This window comes from Neorhizobium puerariae, from assembly GCF_042429745.1.
Lineage (GTDB): Bacteria > Pseudomonadota > Alphaproteobacteria > Rhizobiales > Rhizobiaceae > Neorhizobium > Neorhizobium puerariae.
Window position 1 is genome coordinate 1 of the sequence record NZ_JBHMAA010000023.1, and the last position, 19016, is coordinate 19016.

The window sequence follows — 19016 nt, forward strand, 5'->3', positions numbered from 1 at the left end:
CTCGTCACCGAATGGAACGAGTTCCGAGCCCTCGACCTCGACCGCCTCAGGGCCGTCATGAAAAGCCCCGTCCTCGTCGACCTCAGAAACGTATACAGAAAACCTGAACTCGATGCCCATGGGTTCAACTATACGAGCATCGGCAAAGCTCATTGACACGTCGTTCTTCGACGAAACCCCATATGAAACGCCCGCGGTGCACCCCGCGGGCGTTTCGCTTTCCGACTGCATGATCTGCTTCGCCTCTTTAGAAAGGCGCCCTGCCCCGTTCCCCCAGCAAGCGCCATTCCGCCACTTTTGCTCGGCTTGACGGAAAAAGGATCGCGATGGGCGTGATTAAAACAGCGTCATTTGGTGACGCTGCAAAACTGTCCATGGGAGCGATGGATCTCTCCTCTTAAAATCAAATCAAAAGAGGGAACTGCGAAATGGACAAACTACTTGCCTCAACATGCCTCGCCCTTGGCATCCTCGGCATGGGCACATATGCCAATGCCGCCGACTGCGGCGACGTCACGATCGCAAGCATGAACTGGCAAAGCGCCGAAGTGCTTGCGAGCCTCGACAAGTTCATCCTGAACGAAGGCTACGGCTGCAATGCCGAGATCATCGTTGGCGACACGGTTCCCACGATCACCTCGATGGTCGAAAAGGGCGAGCCGGATGTCGCGCCGGAGGGCTGGGTCGACCTGCTGCCGGAGGTCGTCAGCCGCGGCATTTCCGAGGGCAAGCTGGTGGGGGCGGCCGTCGCGCTGTCCGATGGCGCCGTCCAGGGCTGGTGGATTCCGAAATACGTCGCCGATGCCCATCCCGACATCAAGACCATCCAGGACGCGCTCAAACATCCCGAACTCTTCCCCGACCCGGAAGACAAGAGCAAGGGCGCGGTCCACAACGGCCCGCAGGGCTGGGGCGGCACGGTCGCCACGACGCAGCTCTACAAGGCCTATGGCGGCGAGAAGGCCGGCTTCACCCTGATCGATACCGGTTCGGCCGCCGGGCTCGACGGTTCGATCGCCAAGGCCTATGAGCGCAAGGAAGGATGGGTCGGCTACTACTGGGCGCCGACCGCACTTCTCGGCAAGTACCAGATGGTCAAGCTCGGCCATGGCGTGCCCGCCGACATGGCGGAATGGAAACGCTGCAATACGGTCGCCGAATGCCCGGACCCGAAACCGAACGACTGGCCGAAGGACAAGGTGCAGACGCTCGTCACCAAGAAATTCGCCGATCGGGCCGGTGCGGATGTGATGGCCTATCTCAACAAGCGGTCCTGGAGCAACGCAACCGTCAACACGCTGATGGCGTGGATGACCGACAACCAGTCGAGCGGCGACGACGGCGCCAAGCACTTCCTGAAGGAACACGAGGATCTCTGGAGCAAATGGGTAACCCCTGAAGCCGCCACGAAGATCAAATCCGCACTTTAAGGGAAGAAGCGCCATCGGATGCGCCCGCATGCGATGGCGCCTTGCAAGGACGGAGCTACGGATGGACTGGCTTAGCAAATTCCCGCATATGGACGACGAAACGCTGCGGACCCTGAAAAAGGCGATAGACGACGGCTTTCGGGCATTCACACGCGCTTACGGCGATACGATCGAATCCTTCTTCGACCCGCTTCAGTTCTTTCTCGTGCATGCCGAACGGATCATGGTGAGGACACCATGGCCCGCCGTCATCCTCGTCATCGCTTTTATCGCCTGGTTTGCGAGCCGCAACTGGAAGATCGTGACGGGCTGCGTCGGCACCCTTCTCATCGTCGGTTATTTCGACATGTGGGAAGATACGATGAAGACCATGTCGATGATCTTCGTCTGCACCGTCCTGTCCATCGTGATCGGGCTTCCCATCGGCATCGCCATGTCGCGATCGGAGCGGCTGCAGAACACGATCAACCCCGTCCTCGACGTGATGCAGACGATGCCGAGCTTCGTCTATCTCATTCCGGTCGTCATGCTGCTCGGCATCGGCAAGGTCCCCGGCCTCATCGCGGTCGTCATCTACGCGATCCCTCCCATGATCCGGCTGACGAATCTCGGCATTCGCCTGGTCGACAAGGAAGTGCTTGAGGCCGCGGACGCCTTCGGTTCATCGAGCTGGCAGAAGCTGCGCGACGTGCAGATGCCCCTCGCCCTGCCGACCATCATGGCGGGCATCAACCAGACCATCATGATGGCGCTGGCCATGGTGGTCATCGCATCCATGATCGGCGTCCAGGGCCTTGGCCAACCGGTGCTGAAAGCCATCGCCAACCAGTATTTCACGCTCGGAATATTCAACGGACTGGCGATCGTCGGAATTGCGATCGTGTTCGACCGCATCAGCCAAGCCTATGGCCGCCGCCTGCAGAGACATATGGAAACGGTGCATCAATAAGATGACATCCGTTTGGGCCGTCACGGCGGGGACGCCATTTCCCGGCGCCCCCGCCAGAGCCCTATGCGGCCAGAGCCCTCCTATGCGGAATGCCTCACGGCCCCAGCCTTTGCGTGACATGTATCCCGGACAACGGACTTCGGGAATGCATTCAACGCAGCAATCGCCGCCTTCGGCATTCGCAACAAGAGATTACAGGGAAATTGGCGCACCCGACAGGATTCGAACCTGTGACCTTTGGAATCGGAATCCAACACTCTATCCAGCTGAGCTACGGGTGCTAACCGCAAGGCGATGACTCGCCCGATCCGATGACCGGTTCTTATCTCAGGATTTTCGTCACATCAATCATCAATTTCAGAAGAATGAAGCTTTGAGAACGCTTCCCGTGAATAACCGGCTGGAAAGCGGTTCGATTCCCCGATTCAAGCCGGAAAGGCCCCTTCCGATGAAATCTACATATCAGGGAGAATATCTGGTGCCCCCGCCAGGGTTCGAACCCGGGACCCCCTGATTACAAATCAAATCTTAATGCCTGCACAGCAAGGCTTTTCGCATTACATGTTGCATACATGTCGCGTCAAGCCATCACAAAGTCAGCCGCAGCAGCCAATTCCGCCCCATCGTCGTCACGCGGGAAGAGGTGTCCATAGGTGTCCATCGTCATAGCAATAGTGCTATGGCCCATGCGCTCCTGCACCATTTTTGGCGGCAATCCGAGGCCACCTTCCTCGCGCCGATTGATGCACCACGAGGCGAACCAGTGCCGAAGGCAGTGAAGGCCGGTGTACTTCGAGTGCAGGACTGGCTTGCCTTTGCTGTCCAGTTCGCCGGACTCGATCGTGACGCCCGCTTTCACCCAGAGCGGATGCAGCCCGCGCTTTAGGATGTTGTTCAGGTTCTCGACCTTGCCCGTTCCGTTCGGGAAGACGAGATCGAGCACGTTGATCGGACGCCCCTCGCCATCCACCTTGCCGCTGTCACGGCGCGGGCAAGCCAGCTTCCATTCCTTCAAGGCATTGATGACGATGGGCGGGACCGGGACAGTTCTTTCGCCCGCTTCCGACTTCGGCTTACCGATATCGTTGAAACGATCGGCGCGCTGATGAACCCGGATTTCGCGGCGCTCCATATCCACGTCCTGCCAACGAAGCCCGCGCAATTCAGATGCCCGCAGGCCGCAGAACGTCGCCGTCAGGATGAGCGGCCGCCAGCGGCCTTCGCAGACAGCCAGCAGCGCCTTCACCTCGTCCCGTAGAGGAATATCCACGCCGACCTTCAGCCTGCCCTTCTGGCGCTTCTCCTGGCGGCTGGACTTGCTACCGCGACGGGATTGCATCTCACGCGCGGCATTGCGGACGACAAGCCCCCTCTCCTGCGCATCGGCAAGCATCGTTCCAAGCGAGGTCATGACGCGCTTCGTCATCGATGCCGAGCGGCCCTCCGTCCGAAGCTCATCCTCGTAAGCCCGGAGCCGCGCCGTGGTCAGCGCGTTCAAGCGCAGGGGGCCGATGAAAGGAACGATATGCAGCCGAAGGGTTCGCTCGTAATCCTCGATCGAAGAGCGTTCCAGCCCGGCCGCCCGTGTCGACAATATCCAGAGTTTGCTTGCGGCTTCGACCGTCACCGTGCCGCGGTCGGCGACATGTGTTCCCTCGCGCACCTCGACATCAGTCTTACTGGCGAAGGCATCGGCTGCTTTCTTCAACTTGAATGTCTTGAGTCGGCGCTTCCCACCAGCGTCAACGTAGTCGACAATCCAAGCGGATCTCGCTTCACCCTTCGGCGTGACCCATTCGCGCTTGCGGACACTCAAGCTGCCACCGGCGGGACTGGCAGCGGCTGGATATGCGATACGTCTACCGTCTTGCTCGCCTGGATAAGATCGTATGAACGCTGCAGGTTAAGCCAGAACTCTGGTGTATTGCCGAAGAAAGCAGATAGTCGCAAGGCAGTGTCTGCCGTCAGCGCAGTATCTTCTTTAACAAGCCGCTCGATACGAGTCCGCGGCACACCAAGGCGCTTGGCCAAGGCACCAGCACTCAAGTTCAACGGCTTTAAGAACTCTTCATCAAGGATTTCTCCGGGATGGATGGCAAAGCCAAGCAGGGTCATAGCTACCTCCTTCAGTGATAATCTACAAATTCGACGTCTTCCGCGTGACCGTCTTCCCAGCGAAAGCAGAGCCGGTACTGGTCGTTGACGCGTATCGAATACTGCCCAACCCGATTACCTTTAAGCGCTTCAAGCCGGTTAGCTGGAGGAACGCGTAGGTCTTCAAGACTGGTTGCATTATCCAACAGAAACAGTTTTCGACGGGCCGAATTAAGCAAATCAGCCGGAAAACCTTTGGGGCTTTGCCCTTTGGCGACCTGCTGTGTCACCTTGCTTTTAAACGACCGGATCATGAGACAATGACGTATCACTACGAGATACATAATTCAATACGAAACGTATTATCTGAACACTCTGGCGGCCGGTTCGAATGACAAAGACGAGAACTTTAAAAGAGCGCCTACGAATATTTTGTATTGACTGAAACCCAAAATGCGAGTGAGATAGCGACAGAAGCAAGAACTACGTCCAAAGCCACCCTCCGCGGTGGCTTTTTTATTTTCCACCTCGCTTCACCCCCCAAATACCCCCGCAAATTCAATCGCATAGCGCTCTCACGCTGCCCCGAGCAATCGGCGCGGTGCGTTGGCGCGTTGCCTTTTTGGAGCACCGCAGTGACCAAGCAGAAAAATAATCGTCAAAGCAATACAGAAACCGAAGTCGTGAGCCAAAGCGATCTTGTTTGGGGCGCTGGCAACATAGGGAGAGAGATCAACCAGACCGAGCGGCAGACATTTTTCATGTTGGAGAAGGGTCACCTGCCGGCACGCAAGGTCGGCGGCAAGTGGGTAGCGAGCCGCCAACGGCTGCTGGCTTTTTTGGCGGGAGACGCAGCATGACCCGCCGCATCCATCTTCCGAAGAGCTGGACGTCGAATTTCTCAGCTATCGGTCTGCGCGTCGTGGTGGCGGAAGATCGCCGCATCCGCCGGAAGGCGATCTCACTCGGATTGAAATTTCAGCGAGTGAGGAAAGATCCCGGCGGATTGCGGCTCGCCGCGGCTGACGGCCGGGAGATCGGGCGCTTCGTCCACGAATGCGATGTTGAAGCTTGCCTCAACCAGATGGCAGGCGGGAGGGCGCCCTGATGGCGAGGCAACGTTGGCTAACCTGCTGGGTGCCATTGCGGCTCGAGCTGTTGATTTCACCTTCGTGGAAGCTGAAGCCGGCACCGGTCGCCAAAATCATTGACCGCCTTTGCGAAGAGCATCTCCGCCACGGAGGGCAAGCAAATGGAAAACTCCGCGTCGCCTACGAACAGTTCGTCCGGACCGGGGTTTCCCGGAGATCGATCAAGAATGCGCTGGTCTGTGCGCAGGATCTCGGACTTATCGAGGTCATCCAAGACCAATCAGGCGAAATCAAGGGAAGCGTACGGCCGCCGAACGCATATCGGTTGACCTTCGTTCCGGTCGGCAAGGCTGCACCATCTGACGAATGGAAGCGCGTATCGGAAAAGGCTGCGGCTGAGGCTGTGGAGCGCTTTCGAACTGCAAACAACGATCGCTCTTCAGATCAGGAACAGGAGGAGGCGGCGAATGCGTAAAAAAACGGAGTCCCAGTTCCCTAACCTGCAGAGTCACGGTTCCCATTCCTGCACGAAAAACCCGACCATCGGTTCCCTTTCCTGCAGTCCGTCCATTACCCAAAAGGGAACTGTCTATTATATCTCGGGGGGTACCCGGGAACGGACGGAGGCTTCAGGGGGCTCGGATGGCCCGGCTGTAGTGCTCGCATTCCCGCTCCGTCGGCAGCTGGAAAAGGTCTCAGACGTCGCTCGCAAACTGGCGAGGACCACGACTCGTCGCCACGCCACCTACTACCGCTCGCAGGTGACGAAAGCCCTCGACGGAAAACTGAAACGACTCGGCGTCACCGAAGATCATCGCAACCGAGAAATCGCGCGCTTTTGGCAAGCAGTAGCCTGCGAGGTGCAGCGGCAGCGCCGCCAGGGAGGAGCAGCATGAGTGCCTGGGACAACATCCATCACGCAATGGTCATGATCGAGGCCACAGGCAGGCCGAATCCGATATGCCGCCGCATGAAGCGCTGGCCCATGCTCATCATTGCAACAATCGCCTTCACCGCAGGAGCCATTATGTCGCAAACTTTGATTTCCATACGGCCGGTGATCGTCATCAGTCAGACCTTCACCGATGGCGAACGCCAGTATGAGACGGCCACGGCTCACAAGGCTTGGGGCGTGTTCGTGAAAGGTCCGGATTTGGACGTGGTCGGTACAGCGCCCAACCGTATGGCGGCGGTGGATGCTGCCGCCAGCTTGGCCGAGCAAAACGGATGGCGCATTGTCCACATAGCGCCAGAGGGAGCTGAAACGGCCAAAGCCGAGGCGAGGCTGCAATGACGGACCGACTTTGCATCGCACCGCTGGTGATCTCGATCGAAGCCGGCGAACTTCCAAGCGGAGAAATCCTTGCGTTCAAGTTGACGGAACCGCGCCCATGCTTCGCCGTCCTCCGCCAGAGCGAAGGCCGCACATCGATCGTCAGCCTTCACGACAGCGAGGAGGAGGCCACCGAAATGCTCAAGGGCTTGAATGCGAGGCGGGTGGCGGCCGAAGGCCGGGGAGCACTTCAATGACTGAGTTCAACGGTTACGTCGGCATCGTCTGCCATCAGGTTGCGGTGAGATCCTGCGTCGTCGTGGATACGTCCGGTCGCCTCGACCCCGAGTATGAGTTTCCCGTTCCCGTCGCACATCCAACGCGCGCGTACATCGTGGCTATCTTCAACGATCATGGCGAGACCCTGGTGTCACGCCTCGTCTGGTCAGAAGCGGAAGCGCAGCTAGCAACTGCTGCGATGAAGGAAGAATGGCAGCGCGAGGGCCGCCTACGGTACATCGGGCCTTTGCCCGTCCCCCCGCCCGAGTAGGTTCTTCGAGGCCCACCCCACCCAGCCGCGGGTGCTCGGCAGCGCAGGCTTTGAGTGAATTTTGTCGTTTTGAAAAGCGTTTCCGTTTCCGGAAAACAGGAGTTAACCCAATGAAATCGTTGGAACTGGAATTTACTGGTGCGGAGATGGCCGCCATTCTTGGCCTGAGCGACCGCCGTATTCGGCAGCTTGCGGACGAAGGCGTCATCGAGCGCGCAGCCGAACGCGGCAAATATCTGCTTCACCCGAGCATTTCTCGATACACGCAAACGCTTGAAGCTCGCCGCGACCCGGCTGTGCAGGAACTGAACCAGAAAAAGGCGAAGCTTATCGAAATCGAGATCGCCAAGCGCGACGGCCGGCTCGTTGAATTAGAAGAAGCTATGCACGTCGTGGAAAGGATGGCCGGAAGCTTCGTCGCAGCGTTGGATGGTCTTGCAGCTCGAGCGTCTGCCGAGATCGCCGGAAGGTCTGATCAGCGAAGGTACGCTGAAGCGCGGCGGAGCCTTGAGACGATCGTTGATGCTGTTCGCGCCGAACTGGTAGAGAAATTCGGTGAGATATCCGCAGAGCTACACGGAGGGAAGGCAGCGTGACGTTTCTGATGACTAAGGACAGCCTAATGGGGTTCGAGCGATCCGGCTCGCCGGTGCATACCGTTTTCGGCCTGAGATTTCCGATAACGCGAAAATCCGACGGCTATCGTCTCGCAATTTATTTCGATCTGATCGACCGAACCTTCCACCCGCAAACAGATCCGCCTGAAGGCATGGGTGCATCGCAAGATCTGCACGCCGACAGCCTGGAACCCATGATGTCGTTGTTGTCGCCGGAAGACATCGCCTACGCCACTCGCGAAGCAATCGAATACGGAAAGAATAAGGGGGCGAGCTGACCGCCCCCTTTCGTCATTTGTCGCCGTAGCTGATGCCTGAAAACGCAACCTGCGCACCGCGATTCAACTGCCGATCCAATGTGCCAGTGATCGTCGCCACGACCGTTTGCGCTGCCTCCCGCGCCATCCGTTGAAGGTCTGAGCCTGAAGCGCCACTGACATTCAAGGTGACAGGCGCATGCACGTTTACAACCGCGCCGCCAATCTTGTCGTTTGCCGTGATCGCGCCGCTTCTGCCCGGCTGGAACAACTCCGGTCCTTTTTCGCCAACGAGAAATGTCTTGCCGGCCGAAACCGAACCACCCCTCGCACGAGCGCCATCAACACGGATACCTGTCTGTTGCGCCGCCGCTGCCGGCTTCGGCTGCCCACCGCTAAGCCAAGACGGCAGCGACGGCCAACTGATCAAGCTGCCGAGTTCGATCCTGCCCACGGCAGCAATGATCTTTCCGGGAAGCTCCGCAAACCATGAAACCAGCTCGCTGACCTTGCCCTTGATCGATTCGACCATCCGCGCGGCGGCATCGTAGCCAGCGCGCTCCCAGGCTGACTTTTGCGCATCCGAAAGAACCTCGCGCTGGAAGAACGAGCTGATCCAGTCACCGAAGGCCGCAAGCGCCGACTTCGCGCGCTCCCAGCCAGATGCGACCGCGTTCCCGATCGGAGCGAGCGCGTCGAGCGCCGGGCGAATTGTTTGGAGGGCCGGAGACAGCTGGTCCGCAAAGGCGCGGCCGATACCGGCAAAGACCGACGAAACCCGATCCCAGTATTTCCAGAGCGCCGCGCCGGCAGCAGCGACGAGTCCGACCGCAGCGGCGATGCCCAACCATACCGGAGCTGATACAGTCGCCAGGGCGGCGCCGACGCCTGCCAGGGCCGCCCCCAATGCACCCACGCCCGGTATCGCCAGCACGAGCCCCCGGAGCCCCGCAGCGAGCGTCTGGAAGCCCGTGAGTGCGCCTCCCTTGAGTGCGGTCTGCAACGCGATCATCTGTCCCGCAGCGGCGAATGCAGCAGCCCCAAAACCTATCACTGAACGGGCGGCCTGCGCGGCTGGAAGAGCAAAGGCCCAGAGCGCCACACGGGCGCCGGTAACGGCGAGCCTGAAGCCTAGCAGAGCAGCAGCCGTTTTCGTCACCGTGAGGATGAGGTCTCCGTTTCGGTCGATAAACGCGTCCAGGCGATCGGCGGCCGAGGTGAGTACGTCCACGACTTGCTTTGCCGCAGGCAGGAGCTTGTCTGCAACGGAGAGCGTGATCTCTTCGAGCCTCGCCATGAAGCCGTTCCATTTGCCTTCTAGCGTAGCCAGGCGCGATTGGAAGTCCCGCTCCACGGTCCCGTCAGCACCAAGCGACCCCGAGCGGATGTCACCGAGCTCCTGACGATTCTGCATGAGCGGCCGGATGGCACGCTGCGACTCCCGATCGGGAAACAGCGCACCGAGCTTTTCAGCGTTGCCGCCGGTCTTCTCCTGGATCTTATCAAGGAGGAGATCGACCAACGACCCACCGGTCTTCGCGGCTTGGTCCTGCAGCTCCGACAAAACAATGCCGTTTTCACGAAGGCGCTTCGAGGCCTCGGGACCGGTCAGCGAGGAGTAGAAATTCTGTAACGCGACAGATGCCTCATCTGCGCCGCCTGTGGCCTTACGGACCACTTGCAACTGCGCAGTTAGGTCCGCCAGCGCGGGCAATCCCTTTTGCCCAAGAGCAGCGTACTGTGCTGACAGTGACGGTATGCGCGCGGCCATGTCCTTCAATTCCACGGCTCCGCGCTTTCCGCTTTCCGCCATGATATCCAGCGACTTCGTTGTCTGGTCGCTGGCGATACCGAACGACAGCGCAGACGAATAGACGGCCTGCGCCAAATCTTTCGAGTCCGCCCGGTAGGCGGTTGCAGCCCTGTTGATTGGGCTCGACATATTGCGGGCTTGGTTTTGATCCGCGCCAAGCCCCAGCAGCGTGTCCGTAGTTTCAGCCGCACGTCTGGCACCGACGGAGTCACGAACACCGGCACCGCGGATCTCATTGTTGAGCCGCCGCATGTCTTCCACCGTGCCAGCAATTTTCTGACGAGCCTCCTCCAAGGAGCTTTCAAACGCCGCCGCCTTGATCACCGGGAGCGTGATCGCACCGCCGATGATGCCCGCTTGCGCTGCTGCATCCCGGAAGTCGGCCAGGGCCGCATTTCGCTTGGCTGTGAAGGTCGCAATCTGTTTGTCGAGCGCGGCCATTGCCCTCGATGCCTTGAGCGCATTCGCCGTCACCGCGTCCTGTAACGTCAGCCTGAGTACCGCTTCCTTGATCGTCATAAGAAAAACTTTCGAAAGATGAAAAACCGATAAGCAAAATCTATCATGAAGCATCAATGTTTGATATGCATAGGCAGTAAATCATTTCGGAGATTGATGGATGGATCAGGTAACGAAGGCGGTATCGCCGCAGCAGATCGCGGAAGCGAACCAGAACGCCGAAAACGCCACCACGCGTCCTTCCGCCAAGCAGGTACTTCCGACCGGATTCGAGGCCTCGAAGATCATTCAGCTTGCCGTTCCGGTCGAGCATGATGGCACGACCTACCAACAGGTCAGCATCCGCCGCTTGAAAGGCCGGGATTTTCTCAAGCTTCGTGAGATGGCAGGTGACGAGGATACGGGCTTGCTTTCGATCGTCACCGCGCTGCCGGCTGCTGTCATCGAAGAACTCGACGCCGACGACTTCGTCACGCTGTCTGAGGCGGCCCGGGATTTTTTGCCCCAAAGCTTGCAACAGGCGGCCGGGCAGACTTCCGCCAGTGGCCAGGATTCTGTCGCATGATTTCCGCCTACTTCAATTTTACCCGTGAGGATTTTTTGGCGATGCCGTTCGACGAAATGATCTCGACATGGTGGCCGGAAGTGCTCGCGGCGCAGGAGGATATGCCGTGACGGTCCGCCAATGCGATCTCGCCCGCCACATCGGGCTCAGCCCGATGACCATCAGCCGCGCTGTTCGGATGCTAGGCCGTGGTGGGGCAAATCTCTCGGATCACGTCTCCAAGCTCGTCTTGGTGGCTGGCGAGCTAAACCGGCTCGGCCTCGCTTGGCAGATCGCGATGGAAATCGTCCGCAAGTTCGAAGGCGAGGTCCGATATCTGCTTCGTGATCCCGCGCACCGCACATGGGTGCTGTTCGTGGAACGCGACACGGCGTTTCAGATCGCTTGCATCAGTGCCAGCCATTACGACAGCGTCTCCCGTGCCAATCCGCTGTGTTTGACCCTCGCTCTCCATGAACCGGTCGCATCTGCCATCGAGCAGTTCGAGGCACTAAGAACCGTGAAGGACGCCGCCTGATGCCCGCAACGACTCTCGATATGCTCACTCGGGCCGCTCCAATCACTGGCACTGCCAATGCCGACGACCGCTCGGTCGAGATCGCGTTCGCAAGCGCGGCACCGGTGAAGCGATATTCCTGGGATGACGGCTACTACCTGGAAGAGCTGACCATCACGAAAGACGCCATCGACGTGTCCCGCATGGACACCGGCATGAGCCTCCTCGACACGCACGACCAATATTCCATCGACTCGCGTCTGGGCTCGGTTGTGCCCGGAAGCTTTCGCATCGCAGGCGGAAAGGCGCTGTGCCGTGTGAAATTCAGCCGCCATCAGCGAGCTGACCAACTGTTCCAAGACATTCTCGACGGTCACACGATCCCGGTGAGCGTCGGCTATCGCGTGCTTGAAACAACCAGGACCGAAGGCCGGGGGGACGCCCTGCCGACCATCATCGCAACAAGGTGGATGCCGCTTGAAGTAAGCCTCGTGCCGGTCCCGGCCGATGCCAACACGCACACCCGATCCGAGAAGGAAAATCACATGCCACAGACCCTTGAGAACGAGCGCCAGGAGCAGCATCGGCAGGCGCCGAATAACATAATCAACGAGCGCACCCGTATTTCCGAGCTGCGCGGCATCGCTCGGCTTGCCAATGTCGAGGAGGCCGAACTTGTGCGGGCAATCGACGAAGGCACCAGCGCTGCGGTCTTCCGCGAACGGGCCCTCGAGCACATGGCAGCCAAGCAGAACGCGGCGCCGACCTTCCCGCACAGCGTGATGCCCGAAGGCCGGTATGGCGGACTGACGCGCCAGCAGGCCATGAGTGATGCCTTGCTTGTCCGCGTAAACGCCGCGCACAAGCCTAACGATGCGTCCCGCGAGTTCGTCGGCCTCACCCTGCCGGAACTGGCTCGCCGCAGCCTCGAGGCCCACGGGGTCAGCTCACATGGCATGTCTGCTGGCGAGGTCGTGCAGCGCGCCCTGCATACGACAAGCGACTTCGCTCACGTGATTTCCGGCGTCGGTCAGACCGTGCTTGGCGCCGCCTATGCGTCCGTTCCGTCCGGAGTCAAAGCGATTGCCCGGAAGTCGACCGCACGGGATTTCAAGCTGAAGACCACGGCACGCCTCAGCGGCTTTTCCGATCTGGAGAAGGTCAACGAGCACGGCGAGTTCAAGCGCGGTACCTTCAGCGAGGGCGCCGAAGGCTACCGCATTTCGACCTTCGGCAAGGTTTTCGGCATGACTCGCCAGATGCTCGTCAACGACGATCTGGGCGCATTCGCGGACGTGAGCCGCGAGCTTGGCTTGTCGGCAGCCCGCCTCGAGGCGGACATTCTCGCTAACCTCGTGAAGTCGAATCCGAAGCTGAGCGACGGCAAGGCGATTTTCCATGCCGATCATGCCAATATGGTGGCCAGCGGCACTGCCCTCACCGAAGCGAACCTTAGCATCGCTCGCCTCGCCATGGGCAAGCAAACCGGCCTTGCGGGTGAGTTGATTGACGTCGTGCCGAAGTTCCTCGTCGTTAGCCTGGATCAGCAGACGACCGCGGAGAAGTTGCTGGCGCAAATCCAGCCCGCGAGTAGCAATGACGTGAATCCGTTTGCCGGAAAGCTTCAGCTTGTCGTTGACCGTCGTCTGGACGCTTCGCCCTGGTATCTGGCAGCAGATCCCGACCTGACGCCCTCGCTCGAATACAGCTATCTCGAAGGGTCGGAAGGACCGAGGTTCTTCACCAGGGAAGGCTTCGACATTGACGGTGTCGAGACGAAGGTGTCCGTCGACTTTGGGGCGGGCTGGACCGACTACCGCGGATGGTATTGCAACACTGGTGTTTGAGAATTGCCCGGGAGGCCTTGCGGCTACGCGCCCCGGGCATAGCGCCGACGGATCGCTTCGTAATTCGTCCAATGCCCCGGTCCCACTTCTTTCGGTGGGGCGTGGGGTAGGCGGCCAGCGCCATCGGGTTCGATTGTCATCCTCCCGCCCCGACCCGGCTCAATCTCCCGCAAGAGAGCGAGCCGGTGCCAAGGGAGGCTCCGTTCGCAAGGTTTCCCCATGTCCGTTTTCGATCGACTCGACAAAATCACCAGCCGGCAGACCGATCGGCTTTTTTCCGTCTCGGCTGTCATCGACGCGATGAAAAGCTCTCCCAACGGTAGGCCGGTGCCAGATCCAGCCCGAGGCGAAATCCTTGTTCGCGGGATATTCGACCAGGCTGATGAGCTTGCGGCCCTGGAGGCCGGAGCCAGAGACCGGAGCGGAAACGACTTCCGCAGTCTTGTCAGCGGCCAACGGTATCAGTTCAGCGTCGATTGCGTTCGATACCCCGCCGCCAAAGACGTTCGCCAGGGCGATCGACTCACGCTGGACGATGCACGCAGGTTCGAAATCATAAACGTCTCGCCAGACGGCCATAGCCGAGCTGTGCTTGGCTTGATAGCGGTGAAGGTATGAGGGCGCTCTTGATTGCCCTCGCCCTCACAGCGGCCCCTCTGGTGCCGTCGCAGCTTGCCTTTGCCATGACCGAGTCCGATTACCGCGACCGCTTCTGCGCCGGGATGGAAACGGAGATAGTCCTACCCAACGGCACACGAGTCGATTGCATGAATAGCGAGATCGCCGTCGAGGTCGATTTCAGCAGCAAATGGGGCGAAGGCATTGGTCAGGCTTTGTCGTATGCTGCGACCACCGGCAGAAGGCCAGGTGTAATTCTAATATGCCGAAACAAGCAGGGATCATGCCTTCGCCATTCGCTGCTTTTGGAGGAGGCAGCGGCGCATTGGAAGCTGCCGATCACCATTTGGCTGTGCCTTCCGACTGACGGCGCATTGGCGCAATGCAGCCGGAAGGACTACTAACGCCTCTTCCTCGACCTCGTTTCATGTCGCATCCATGTCGCACGGAATCGCCGACAGCTTCAGGAAATCGTTGGAAATCAACGGGAACCGCTTGCAACATGAAATGCAACATGCCGCCCAAGCGACCCTGAGCGGCATACTGTTAAAGCGTTGATTTCGCTTATCAATTCTGTGGTGCCCCCGGCAGGGTTCGAACCCGCGACCCCCTGATTACAAATCAGGTGCTCTACCAACTGAGCTACAAGGGCACTTGTCGACACGGGGAGTATCAGATTTTCCTTTCCTGTAAAGCAAAAATCGCCGTGGTTGCGTCCGCCGACATCGAGACCGCGCAGCAACTCTGCGTGCCGGCGCGGCAAGGCGCTTGTCCCGGGAGTGTTTTTTCCTGTACGTAAAGTCCGTCCTCCCAGCACGCTCCTGTCACAAGGTCGTGCTAGCTCAACCGGTTACAGCAGTTCCCAGCACGCCCTCGGACGGCGGCACAGTCAAAGGCCCGTTCATGTCGTTCCAGCCGAAAAAGCTTGCCTTCATCGCCTCCACAGCGCCGGAGGCCCAATCCGGCCTGGAGGAACTCGTGCGGCTTTACGGCAATGTTCCCGCCCAAGACGCCGATGTGGTCGTGGCGCTCGGCGGCGACGGCTTCATGCTGCAGACGCTGCACGAGACGATCAATACGGGAAAACGCGTCTACGGCATGAATTGCGGGTCGGTCGGCTTCCTGATGAACGACTACCATACCGAGAAACTTCACGAGCGGATCTCCGCCGCCGTCGAAAACGAGTTCCACCCGCTCAGGATGACGACGACCAACGAGGACGGCTCGACGTCCGCAGCACTCGCCATCAACGAGGTCTACCTCTTCCGGCAATCCTACCAGGCAGCCAAGCTGCGCGTCGTCATCGACGGCCATGTCCGGCTGGAAGAGCTTATCTGCGACGGCCTGATGATCGCAACGCCCGCCGGCTCCACCGCCTATAACCTATCCGCCCACGGACCGATCCTGCCGCTCGAAGCGCCGCTGCTCGCCATGACGCCGGTCTCGGCGTTCCGCCCCCGCCGCTGGCGCGGCGCGCTCCTGCCGAACCACGTCTGTGTCGATATCGATATCCTCGAGCCGGAAAAACGGCCCGTCAACGCCGTGGCCGACAATGCGGAGGTCAAATCCGTGCTGCATGTGCGCGTGGCGCAATCGACGGATATCACGGCCCGCATCCTTTCCGATCCCAACCATTCCTGGTCCGATCGTATCCTGGCGGAACAGTTCAACAACTGATCGGGCGATCCACCCGCCCGGCGACGTTCAGCCCTTGCGGGCGAAGGCGCGCAGGAAGGTGCGGGTCGCATCCGACGCCATGCGATCGATCTCCGATTCCGGCGTCTGCCGCCCGAGCTGCTGATCGTAGCGCAGGTCGGTCGCCAGAAGCGCCATGTACTGGCGCGCCGCCAACGCCGGGTCGTCGATTTCGAGGTAGCCGGCATGGGCAAGCTGGGCAAGGCGCGCAGCGATCGCCGGATATTTCTTGCCCGGCCCGTATTCCTTCCAGGTCTCGAAAAGCTCGGGGAACCGGGTCCCTTCCGTTTCGACGAGCTTGCGCAGCCAGCGGCCGTTCGGATCGCAGAGCGCCTTGCGCAGGAGCCGCGCCGAAAACTGCACCAGTTCCTTCCCGATATCCTCCGGCGCCACCGGAAACGTGTCGAGGACGCGGAAGAAACCGGCGCTGGAGCGGTCGGTGATTTCGGCCACGACCACCTTGAAGAGATTATCCTTGTCGCCGAGCTGGTTGTAGATCGTCTGGCGCGACACCCCTGCCCTTACGGCGATCGCATCGATGCTCGCGCCCGCAAAGCCCTGCTCGGCGAAAACGTCGGCCGCAGCGTTCAGGATCGCCTGACGCTTGTTGTGCGGCGGCGGCCAGTTTCCGGAATCCTGCGTGAGTTCGGCAGACGAATTTTTCATGACATGACCATACCGGCACTTGACGGATTGGACAATCATGTCCAAAATGTTTTACATGATTGCCAGATCCTGATCCTGCCTTCGCGGCCGGCCTTCATACTCATCTCCCATCGTCGTTTTCCGCCCTGCCGTATCACGGCAGATGTGGTGACGGGAAAGGTTTTTTCCAAATGCAAAGCAGAGCTTCCTTGCATGCCCTGTCGCTTGGGCTGCTCTCCGCCATCGGGCTGTTCGCCCTCGACATGTATCTTCCGGCTCTTCCCACCATCAGCGCCGATCTCGATGCGGATACCCATGCGGTGCAGGCGAGCCTGATTTCCTTCTTCGCCGCCATGGCGGTCTCGCAAATCGTCTATGGCCCGGTCTCCGACATGTTCGGCAGAAAGCGGCCTCTCTATGCCGGCCTCGTGCTTTATGCGATCGGCGCGATCGGCTGCGCGCTGTCGCCGTCGATCGAATGGCTGATCGCATTCCGTTTCCTGCAGGGCATGGGTGCCTGTGCGGGCGTCGTCATCTCCCGCGCCATCGTGCGCGATCTCTACACCGGTCCCGCCGCCGCCCAACTCATGTCGCGGCTGATGCTGGTCTTCAGCGTCTCGCCGATCCTGGCGCCGCTGGCCGGCAGTCTCGTCACCACCTTCGGCGACTGGCGCGTCATCTTTCTGGTCATGGTCGCGGCTGGCGCCGCCGGCCTTGTCGTCGCGATCTTCTTCCTGGAGGAAACCCGGCCGCCGGCCGTACGCAGCGAAAGCAGCGTCGGCGCCGCCTTCAGGGCCTATGGCACGCTGCTCAGCGATCCCTACTATCTCGGTCTCGTCCTCATCGCCTCCTTCGGCATGTCGAGCTACATGATCTACGTCGCGAACTCCTCATTCGTGCTGATCGAACATTACGGCCTGTCGCCGTCCTTCTACAGCATCGTCTTTTCCTGCAATGCGGTCGCCTTCATCGGCATGTCGCAGCTGAACGGCTGGCTCTCCCGCAAGATCGGGTTCAGGAAGGTCATCCGTGGGGCCGTGCTCGGCTATGCGACGATGATGGTCCTGCTCGCGCTCGTCACGTCGCTCGGCATCGACCGTCTCGACATCATGGCGGCCTTCCTGTTCGGCGGATACGGTTTTCTCGGCATGATCATTCCGACAGCAGCCGTACTGGCGCTCGAACATCACGGCCGGATCGCCGGCACCGCGTCCGCGATGATGGGCACGATCCAGTTCGTGACGTCCGCGGTCGTCGTCGGCGTCGGCGGGCTCTTTGCCGACGGCAGCTCGCTGCCGATGGTGATCGTCATCGCGATCTGCTCGGCGATCGTCTTCCTGCTGTCGCTCGTCGTGCTGCGCAGCCAGCAAGGGGCCATGGCCGCCGCCGAATGACCAGCTGAGCAAGGCATGAAAACGAAAAACGGCCGGGTCTTTCGATCCGGCCGTTTTTCGTTTCGAAGAGAGAATTCGATCAGTCGACGTCGACGGCTGCGACGTCCGGCTTGCCGCTGATGCGATGGGCAAGCGCGGCCTCCATGAACTCGTTGAGTTCGCCGTCGAGGACATCGCCGGGAGCGGTGCTTTCCACACCCGTGCGGAGGTCCTTGACGAGCTGATAAGGCTGCAGGACGTAGGAACGGATCTGGTGGCCCCAGCCGATATCGGTTTTCGAAGCCGCTTCCGCATTCGCAGCAGCCTCGCGCTTCATCAGTTCCGCCTCGTACATGCGGGCGCGCAGCATTTCCCACGCCTTGGCGCGGTTCTTGTGCTGGGAGCGCTCCTGCTGGCAGGCAACCACGATACCGGTCGGAATATGCGTGATGCGCACCGCCGAATCGGTCGTGTTGACGTGCTGGCCGCCGGCGCCCGATGAACGGTAGGTATCGATGCGGCAGTCGCTTTCGTTGATCTCGATGTTGATCGAATCGTCGACGACCGGATAGACCCAGATCGACGAGAAGGACGTATGCCGGCGCGCATTGCTGTCGTAAGGCGAAATGCGGACCAGGCGATGCACGCCCGATTCCGTCTTCAGCCAGCCATAGGCGTTGTGGCCCTTGACGAGCATCGTCGCGGACTTGATGCCCGCCTCTTCGCCGTCATGCACTTCCATGAGCTCGACCTTGAAGCCCTGGCGCTCGGCCCAGCGGGTATACATGCGCAGAAGCATGTTCGCCCAGTCCTGGCTTTCCGTGCCGCCGGCGCCGGAATGGACTTCCAGATAGGTGTCGTTTCCGTCAGCCTCACCGGAAAGCATGGCCTCGACCTGGCGGCGGGCGGCTTCGGCCCTCAGCGCCTTCAGCGCATCCTCGGCCTCCTTGACGATCGATTCGTCGCCCTCTTCCTCGCCGAGTTCGATGAGCTCGACATTGTCCTTGATCTGCTGCTCCAGCGCCCTGACGCCGCCGATGCCGTCCTCGAGCTGCTGGCGCTCGCGCATCAGCTTCTGCGCTTCCGCGGCATCGTTCCAGAGGTTCGGGTCCTCTGCCTTGTTGTTCAACCAGTCCAGTCGTCTTACCGCCTGGTCCCAGTCAAAGATGCCTCCTCAGCAGGCTTATGGCCTGCTTGATTTCGTCGACTACATTGATCATTTCGGCACGCATGGCGCTTGTTCT

The 19016-nt window shown here is 60.2% G+C and carries 25 protein-coding genes and 3 tRNA genes; 18 read left to right on the plus strand and 10 right to left on the minus strand.

Annotated features, from left to right (window positions below):
- The 3 genes from ACFFP0_RS19220 to ACFFP0_RS19230 form a co-directional block, all read left to right on the plus strand.
- The coding region (locus ACFFP0_RS19220; protein ID WP_377263883.1) for a UDP binding domain-containing protein at window positions 1-156 on the plus strand (156 nt) is incomplete at its 5' end.
- Between the two features lie 272 nt (window positions 157-428).
- Entirely contained in the window at window positions 429-1430 is a 1002-nt protein-coding gene (locus ACFFP0_RS19225; protein ID WP_377263802.1) for an ABC transporter substrate-binding protein, read from the plus strand.
- Between the two features lie 61 nt (window positions 1431-1491).
- The gene (locus tag ACFFP0_RS19230) at window positions 1492-2379 is read left to right on the plus strand and encodes an ABC transporter permease (protein WP_377263804.1); all 888 of its coding nucleotides are present in this window, start codon (window positions 1492-1494) and stop codon (window positions 2377-2379) included.
- Window positions 2380-2583: 204 nt separating this feature from the next.
- Here ACFFP0_RS19230 and ACFFP0_RS19235 read toward each other — a convergent pair.
- The 5 genes from ACFFP0_RS19235 to ACFFP0_RS19255 all read right to left on the minus strand — a co-directional run bounded on the left by ACFFP0_RS19235 (window position 2584) and on the right by ACFFP0_RS19255 (window position 4787).
- Window positions 2584-2660: transfer RNA gene (locus tag ACFFP0_RS19235), tRNA-Arg, on the minus strand.
- Between the two features lie 195 nt (window positions 2661-2855).
- A tRNA-Thr gene (locus ACFFP0_RS19240) sits at window positions 2856-2928 on the minus strand.
- A gap of 31 nt (window positions 2929-2959) precedes the next feature.
- A complete protein-coding gene (locus tag ACFFP0_RS19245; protein WP_377263806.1) occupies window positions 2960-4195 on the minus strand; it encodes a tyrosine-type recombinase/integrase in 1236 nt (411 codons plus the stop codon).
- Entirely contained in the window at window positions 4192-4494 is a 303-nt protein-coding gene (locus ACFFP0_RS19250) for a HigA family addiction module antitoxin (protein WP_377263808.1), read from the minus strand. Before ACFFP0_RS19250 ends, ACFFP0_RS19245 begins: the two co-directional genes overlap by 4 nt.
- An 11-nt stretch (window positions 4495-4505) precedes the next feature.
- Window positions 4506-4787, minus strand: coding sequence for a type II toxin-antitoxin system RelE/ParE family toxin (locus tag ACFFP0_RS19255; RefSeq protein ID WP_377263810.1), 282 nt, complete (start codon window positions 4785-4787; stop codon window positions 4506-4508).
- 321 nt (window positions 4788-5108) lie between these two features.
- Between ACFFP0_RS19255 and ACFFP0_RS19260 the strand changes: the two genes are divergently transcribed.
- The 9 genes from ACFFP0_RS19260 (at window position 5109) to ACFFP0_RS19300 (ending at window position 8282) form a co-directional block, all read left to right on the plus strand.
- Window positions 5109-5333, plus strand: coding sequence for a DNA-binding protein (locus ACFFP0_RS19260; RefSeq protein WP_377263812.1), 225 nt, complete (start codon window positions 5109-5111; stop codon window positions 5331-5333).
- On the plus strand, window positions 5330-5581 hold the full coding sequence (locus ACFFP0_RS19265) for a hypothetical protein (RefSeq protein ID WP_377263814.1): 252 nt from the start codon (window positions 5330-5332) through the stop codon (window positions 5579-5581). The genes ACFFP0_RS19260 and ACFFP0_RS19265 overlap by 4 nt, the downstream gene beginning before the upstream one ends.
- Window positions 5581-6039 carry a hypothetical protein gene (locus ACFFP0_RS19270; RefSeq protein WP_377263816.1) on the plus strand — a complete coding sequence of 153 codons (459 nt, stop codon included), beginning with the start codon at window positions 5581-5583 and terminating at the stop codon, window positions 6037-6039. Before ACFFP0_RS19265 ends, ACFFP0_RS19270 begins: the two co-directional genes overlap by 1 nt.
- The gene (locus ACFFP0_RS19275) at window positions 6032-6460 is read left to right on the plus strand and encodes a DUF6074 family protein (RefSeq protein WP_377263817.1); all 429 of its coding nucleotides are present in this window, start codon (window positions 6032-6034) and stop codon (window positions 6458-6460) included. The genes ACFFP0_RS19270 and ACFFP0_RS19275 overlap by 8 nt, the downstream gene beginning before the upstream one ends.
- Window positions 6457-6858, plus strand: a complete 402-nt coding sequence (locus ACFFP0_RS19280; protein WP_377263819.1) for a hypothetical protein — start codon at window positions 6457-6459, stop codon at window positions 6856-6858. Before ACFFP0_RS19275 ends, ACFFP0_RS19280 begins: the two co-directional genes overlap by 4 nt.
- Complete coding sequence (locus ACFFP0_RS19285; protein ID WP_377263821.1) at window positions 6855-7094, plus strand: hypothetical protein; 240 nt, start codon at window positions 6855-6857, stop codon at window positions 7092-7094. Before ACFFP0_RS19280 ends, ACFFP0_RS19285 begins: the two co-directional genes overlap by 4 nt.
- Window positions 7091-7387 (plus strand): hypothetical protein, encoded by a 297-nt coding sequence (locus ACFFP0_RS19290; RefSeq protein ID WP_377263823.1) that lies wholly within the window; start codon window positions 7091-7093, stop codon window positions 7385-7387. The genes ACFFP0_RS19285 and ACFFP0_RS19290 overlap by 4 nt, the downstream gene beginning before the upstream one ends.
- A 110-nt stretch (window positions 7388-7497) precedes the next feature.
- A complete protein-coding gene (locus ACFFP0_RS19295) occupies window positions 7498-7983 on the plus strand; it encodes a type IV toxin-antitoxin system AbiEi family antitoxin domain-containing protein (protein ID WP_377263825.1) in 486 nt (161 codons plus the stop codon).
- Window positions 7980-8282 (plus strand): hypothetical protein, encoded by a 303-nt coding sequence (locus ACFFP0_RS19300; protein ID WP_377263827.1) that lies wholly within the window; start codon window positions 7980-7982, stop codon window positions 8280-8282. Before ACFFP0_RS19295 ends, ACFFP0_RS19300 begins: the two co-directional genes overlap by 4 nt.
- A gap of 13 nt (window positions 8283-8295) precedes the next feature.
- Here the strand turns inward: ACFFP0_RS19300 and ACFFP0_RS19305 are convergent, their stop codons facing one another.
- Window positions 8296-10593: a phage tail tape measure protein gene (locus ACFFP0_RS19305; RefSeq protein ID WP_377263829.1), complete on the minus strand. Its 2298-nt coding sequence runs from the start codon at window positions 10591-10593 to the stop codon at window positions 8296-8298.
- 100 nt (window positions 10594-10693) lie between these two features.
- Between ACFFP0_RS19305 and ACFFP0_RS19310 the strand changes: the two genes are divergently transcribed.
- From ACFFP0_RS19310 to ACFFP0_RS19320, 3 genes are all read left to right on the plus strand, one after another.
- Window positions 10694-11098 carry a phage tail assembly protein gene (locus ACFFP0_RS19310; RefSeq protein WP_377263831.1) on the plus strand — a complete coding sequence of 135 codons (405 nt, stop codon included), beginning with the start codon at window positions 10694-10696 and terminating at the stop codon, window positions 11096-11098.
- A 106-nt stretch (window positions 11099-11204) separates the two neighbouring features.
- Entirely contained in the window at window positions 11205-11615 is a 411-nt protein-coding gene (locus ACFFP0_RS19315; protein ID WP_377263832.1) for a hypothetical protein, read from the plus strand.
- Window positions 11615-13441 carry a prohead protease/major capsid protein fusion protein gene (locus ACFFP0_RS19320; RefSeq protein WP_377263833.1) on the plus strand — a complete coding sequence of 609 codons (1827 nt, stop codon included), beginning with the start codon at window positions 11615-11617 and terminating at the stop codon, window positions 13439-13441. Before ACFFP0_RS19315 ends, ACFFP0_RS19320 begins: the two co-directional genes overlap by 1 nt.
- 159 nt (window positions 13442-13600) lie before the next feature.
- Here ACFFP0_RS19320 and ACFFP0_RS19325 read toward each other — a convergent pair whose 3' ends face one another.
- Complete coding sequence (locus ACFFP0_RS19325) at window positions 13601-14020, minus strand: hypothetical protein (RefSeq protein ID WP_377263834.1); 420 nt, start codon at window positions 14018-14020, stop codon at window positions 13601-13603.
- A gap of 47 nt (window positions 14021-14067) precedes the next feature.
- Between ACFFP0_RS19325 and ACFFP0_RS19330 the strand changes: the two genes are divergently transcribed.
- The gene (locus ACFFP0_RS19330; protein WP_377263835.1) at window positions 14068-14463 is read left to right on the plus strand and encodes a hypothetical protein; all 396 of its coding nucleotides are present in this window, start codon (window positions 14068-14070) and stop codon (window positions 14461-14463) included.
- 172 nt (window positions 14464-14635) lie between these two features.
- Here ACFFP0_RS19330 and ACFFP0_RS19335 read toward each other — a convergent pair.
- Window positions 14636-14711, minus strand: a tRNA-Thr gene (locus ACFFP0_RS19335).
- Window positions 14712-14962: 251 nt separating this feature from the next.
- Here ACFFP0_RS19335 and ACFFP0_RS19340 point away from each other — a divergent pair.
- On the plus strand, window positions 14963-15736 hold the full coding sequence (locus tag ACFFP0_RS19340; protein ID WP_377263836.1) for an NAD kinase: 774 nt from the start codon (window positions 14963-14965) through the stop codon (window positions 15734-15736).
- Between the two features lie 27 nt (window positions 15737-15763).
- Here the strand turns inward: ACFFP0_RS19340 and ACFFP0_RS19345 are convergent, their stop codons facing one another.
- Window positions 15764-16420, minus strand: a complete 657-nt coding sequence (locus ACFFP0_RS19345) for a TetR/AcrR family transcriptional regulator (RefSeq protein ID WP_377263837.1) — start codon at window positions 16418-16420, stop codon at window positions 15764-15766.
- Window positions 16421-16590: 170 nt separating this feature from the next.
- Here ACFFP0_RS19345 and ACFFP0_RS19350 point away from each other — a divergent pair, with 170 nt between their 5' ends.
- The gene (locus tag ACFFP0_RS19350) at window positions 16591-17793 is read left to right on the plus strand and encodes a multidrug effflux MFS transporter (protein WP_377263838.1); all 1203 of its coding nucleotides are present in this window, start codon (window positions 16591-16593) and stop codon (window positions 17791-17793) included.
- 79 nt (window positions 17794-17872) lie between these two features.
- On the opposite strand, the gene prfB is transcribed toward ACFFP0_RS19350, so the two are convergent.
- Window positions 17873-19004, minus strand: a protein-coding gene (prfB, locus tag ACFFP0_RS19355; protein ID WP_377263839.1) for a peptide chain release factor 2 whose coding sequence is annotated in 2 segments (ribosomal slippage) — window positions 17873-18934 and window positions 18936-19004 — 1131 coding nt in all. Because the reading frame shifts where the segments join, the coding sequence is not laid out codon by codon here.
- Between the last annotated feature and the right edge of the window lie 12 nt (window positions 19005-19016).

What these genes read in the sequence shown, in the direction of transcription:
- ACFFP0_RS19285 (WP_377263821.1), top strand. Translation starts at nt 6,855, where the DNA reads ATGACGGACCGACTTTGCATCGCACCGCTGGTGATCTCGATCGAAGCC.
- ACFFP0_RS19255 (WP_377263810.1), bottom strand. Translation starts at nt 4,787, where the DNA reads ATGATCCGGTCGTTTAAAAGCAAGGTGACACAGCAGGTCGCCAAAGGG.
- ACFFP0_RS19340 (WP_377263836.1), top strand. Translation starts at nt 14,963, where the DNA reads ATGTCGTTCCAGCCGAAAAAGCTTGCCTTCATCGCCTCCACAGCGCCG.
- ACFFP0_RS19250 (WP_377263808.1), bottom strand. Translation starts at nt 4,494, where the DNA reads ATGACCCTGCTTGGCTTTGCCATCCATCCCGGAGAAATCCTTGATGAA.
- ACFFP0_RS19265 (WP_377263814.1), top strand. Translation starts at nt 5,330, where the DNA reads ATGACCCGCCGCATCCATCTTCCGAAGAGCTGGACGTCGAATTTCTCA.
- ACFFP0_RS19310 (WP_377263831.1), top strand. Translation starts at nt 10,694, where the DNA reads ATGGATCAGGTAACGAAGGCGGTATCGCCGCAGCAGATCGCGGAAGCG.
- ACFFP0_RS19320 (WP_377263833.1), top strand. Translation starts at nt 11,615, where the DNA reads ATGCCCGCAACGACTCTCGATATGCTCACTCGGGCCGCTCCAATCACT.
- ACFFP0_RS19350 (WP_377263838.1), top strand. Translation starts at nt 16,591, where the DNA reads ATGCAAAGCAGAGCTTCCTTGCATGCCCTGTCGCTTGGGCTGCTCTCC.
- ACFFP0_RS19295 (WP_377263825.1), top strand. Translation starts at nt 7,498, where the DNA reads ATGAAATCGTTGGAACTGGAATTTACTGGTGCGGAGATGGCCGCCATT.
- ACFFP0_RS19225 (WP_377263802.1), top strand. Translation starts at nt 429, where the DNA reads ATGGACAAACTACTTGCCTCAACATGCCTCGCCCTTGGCATCCTCGGC.
- ACFFP0_RS19305 (WP_377263829.1), bottom strand. Translation starts at nt 10,593, where the DNA reads ATGACGATCAAGGAAGCGGTACTCAGGCTGACGTTACAGGACGCGGTG.
- ACFFP0_RS19230 (WP_377263804.1), top strand. Translation starts at nt 1,492, where the DNA reads ATGGACTGGCTTAGCAAATTCCCGCATATGGACGACGAAACGCTGCGG.
- ACFFP0_RS19280 (WP_377263819.1), top strand. Translation starts at nt 6,457, where the DNA reads ATGAGTGCCTGGGACAACATCCATCACGCAATGGTCATGATCGAGGCC.
- ACFFP0_RS19345 (WP_377263837.1), bottom strand. Translation starts at nt 16,420, where the DNA reads ATGAAAAATTCGTCTGCCGAACTCACGCAGGATTCCGGAAACTGGCCG.
- ACFFP0_RS19290 (WP_377263823.1), top strand. Translation starts at nt 7,091, where the DNA reads ATGACTGAGTTCAACGGTTACGTCGGCATCGTCTGCCATCAGGTTGCG.
- ACFFP0_RS19275 (WP_377263817.1), top strand. Translation starts at nt 6,032, where the DNA reads ATGCGTAAAAAAACGGAGTCCCAGTTCCCTAACCTGCAGAGTCACGGT.
- ACFFP0_RS19270 (WP_377263816.1), top strand. Translation starts at nt 5,581, where the DNA reads ATGGCGAGGCAACGTTGGCTAACCTGCTGGGTGCCATTGCGGCTCGAG.
- ACFFP0_RS19325 (WP_377263834.1), bottom strand. Translation starts at nt 14,020, where the DNA reads ATGGCCGTCTGGCGAGACGTTTATGATTTCGAACCTGCGTGCATCGTC.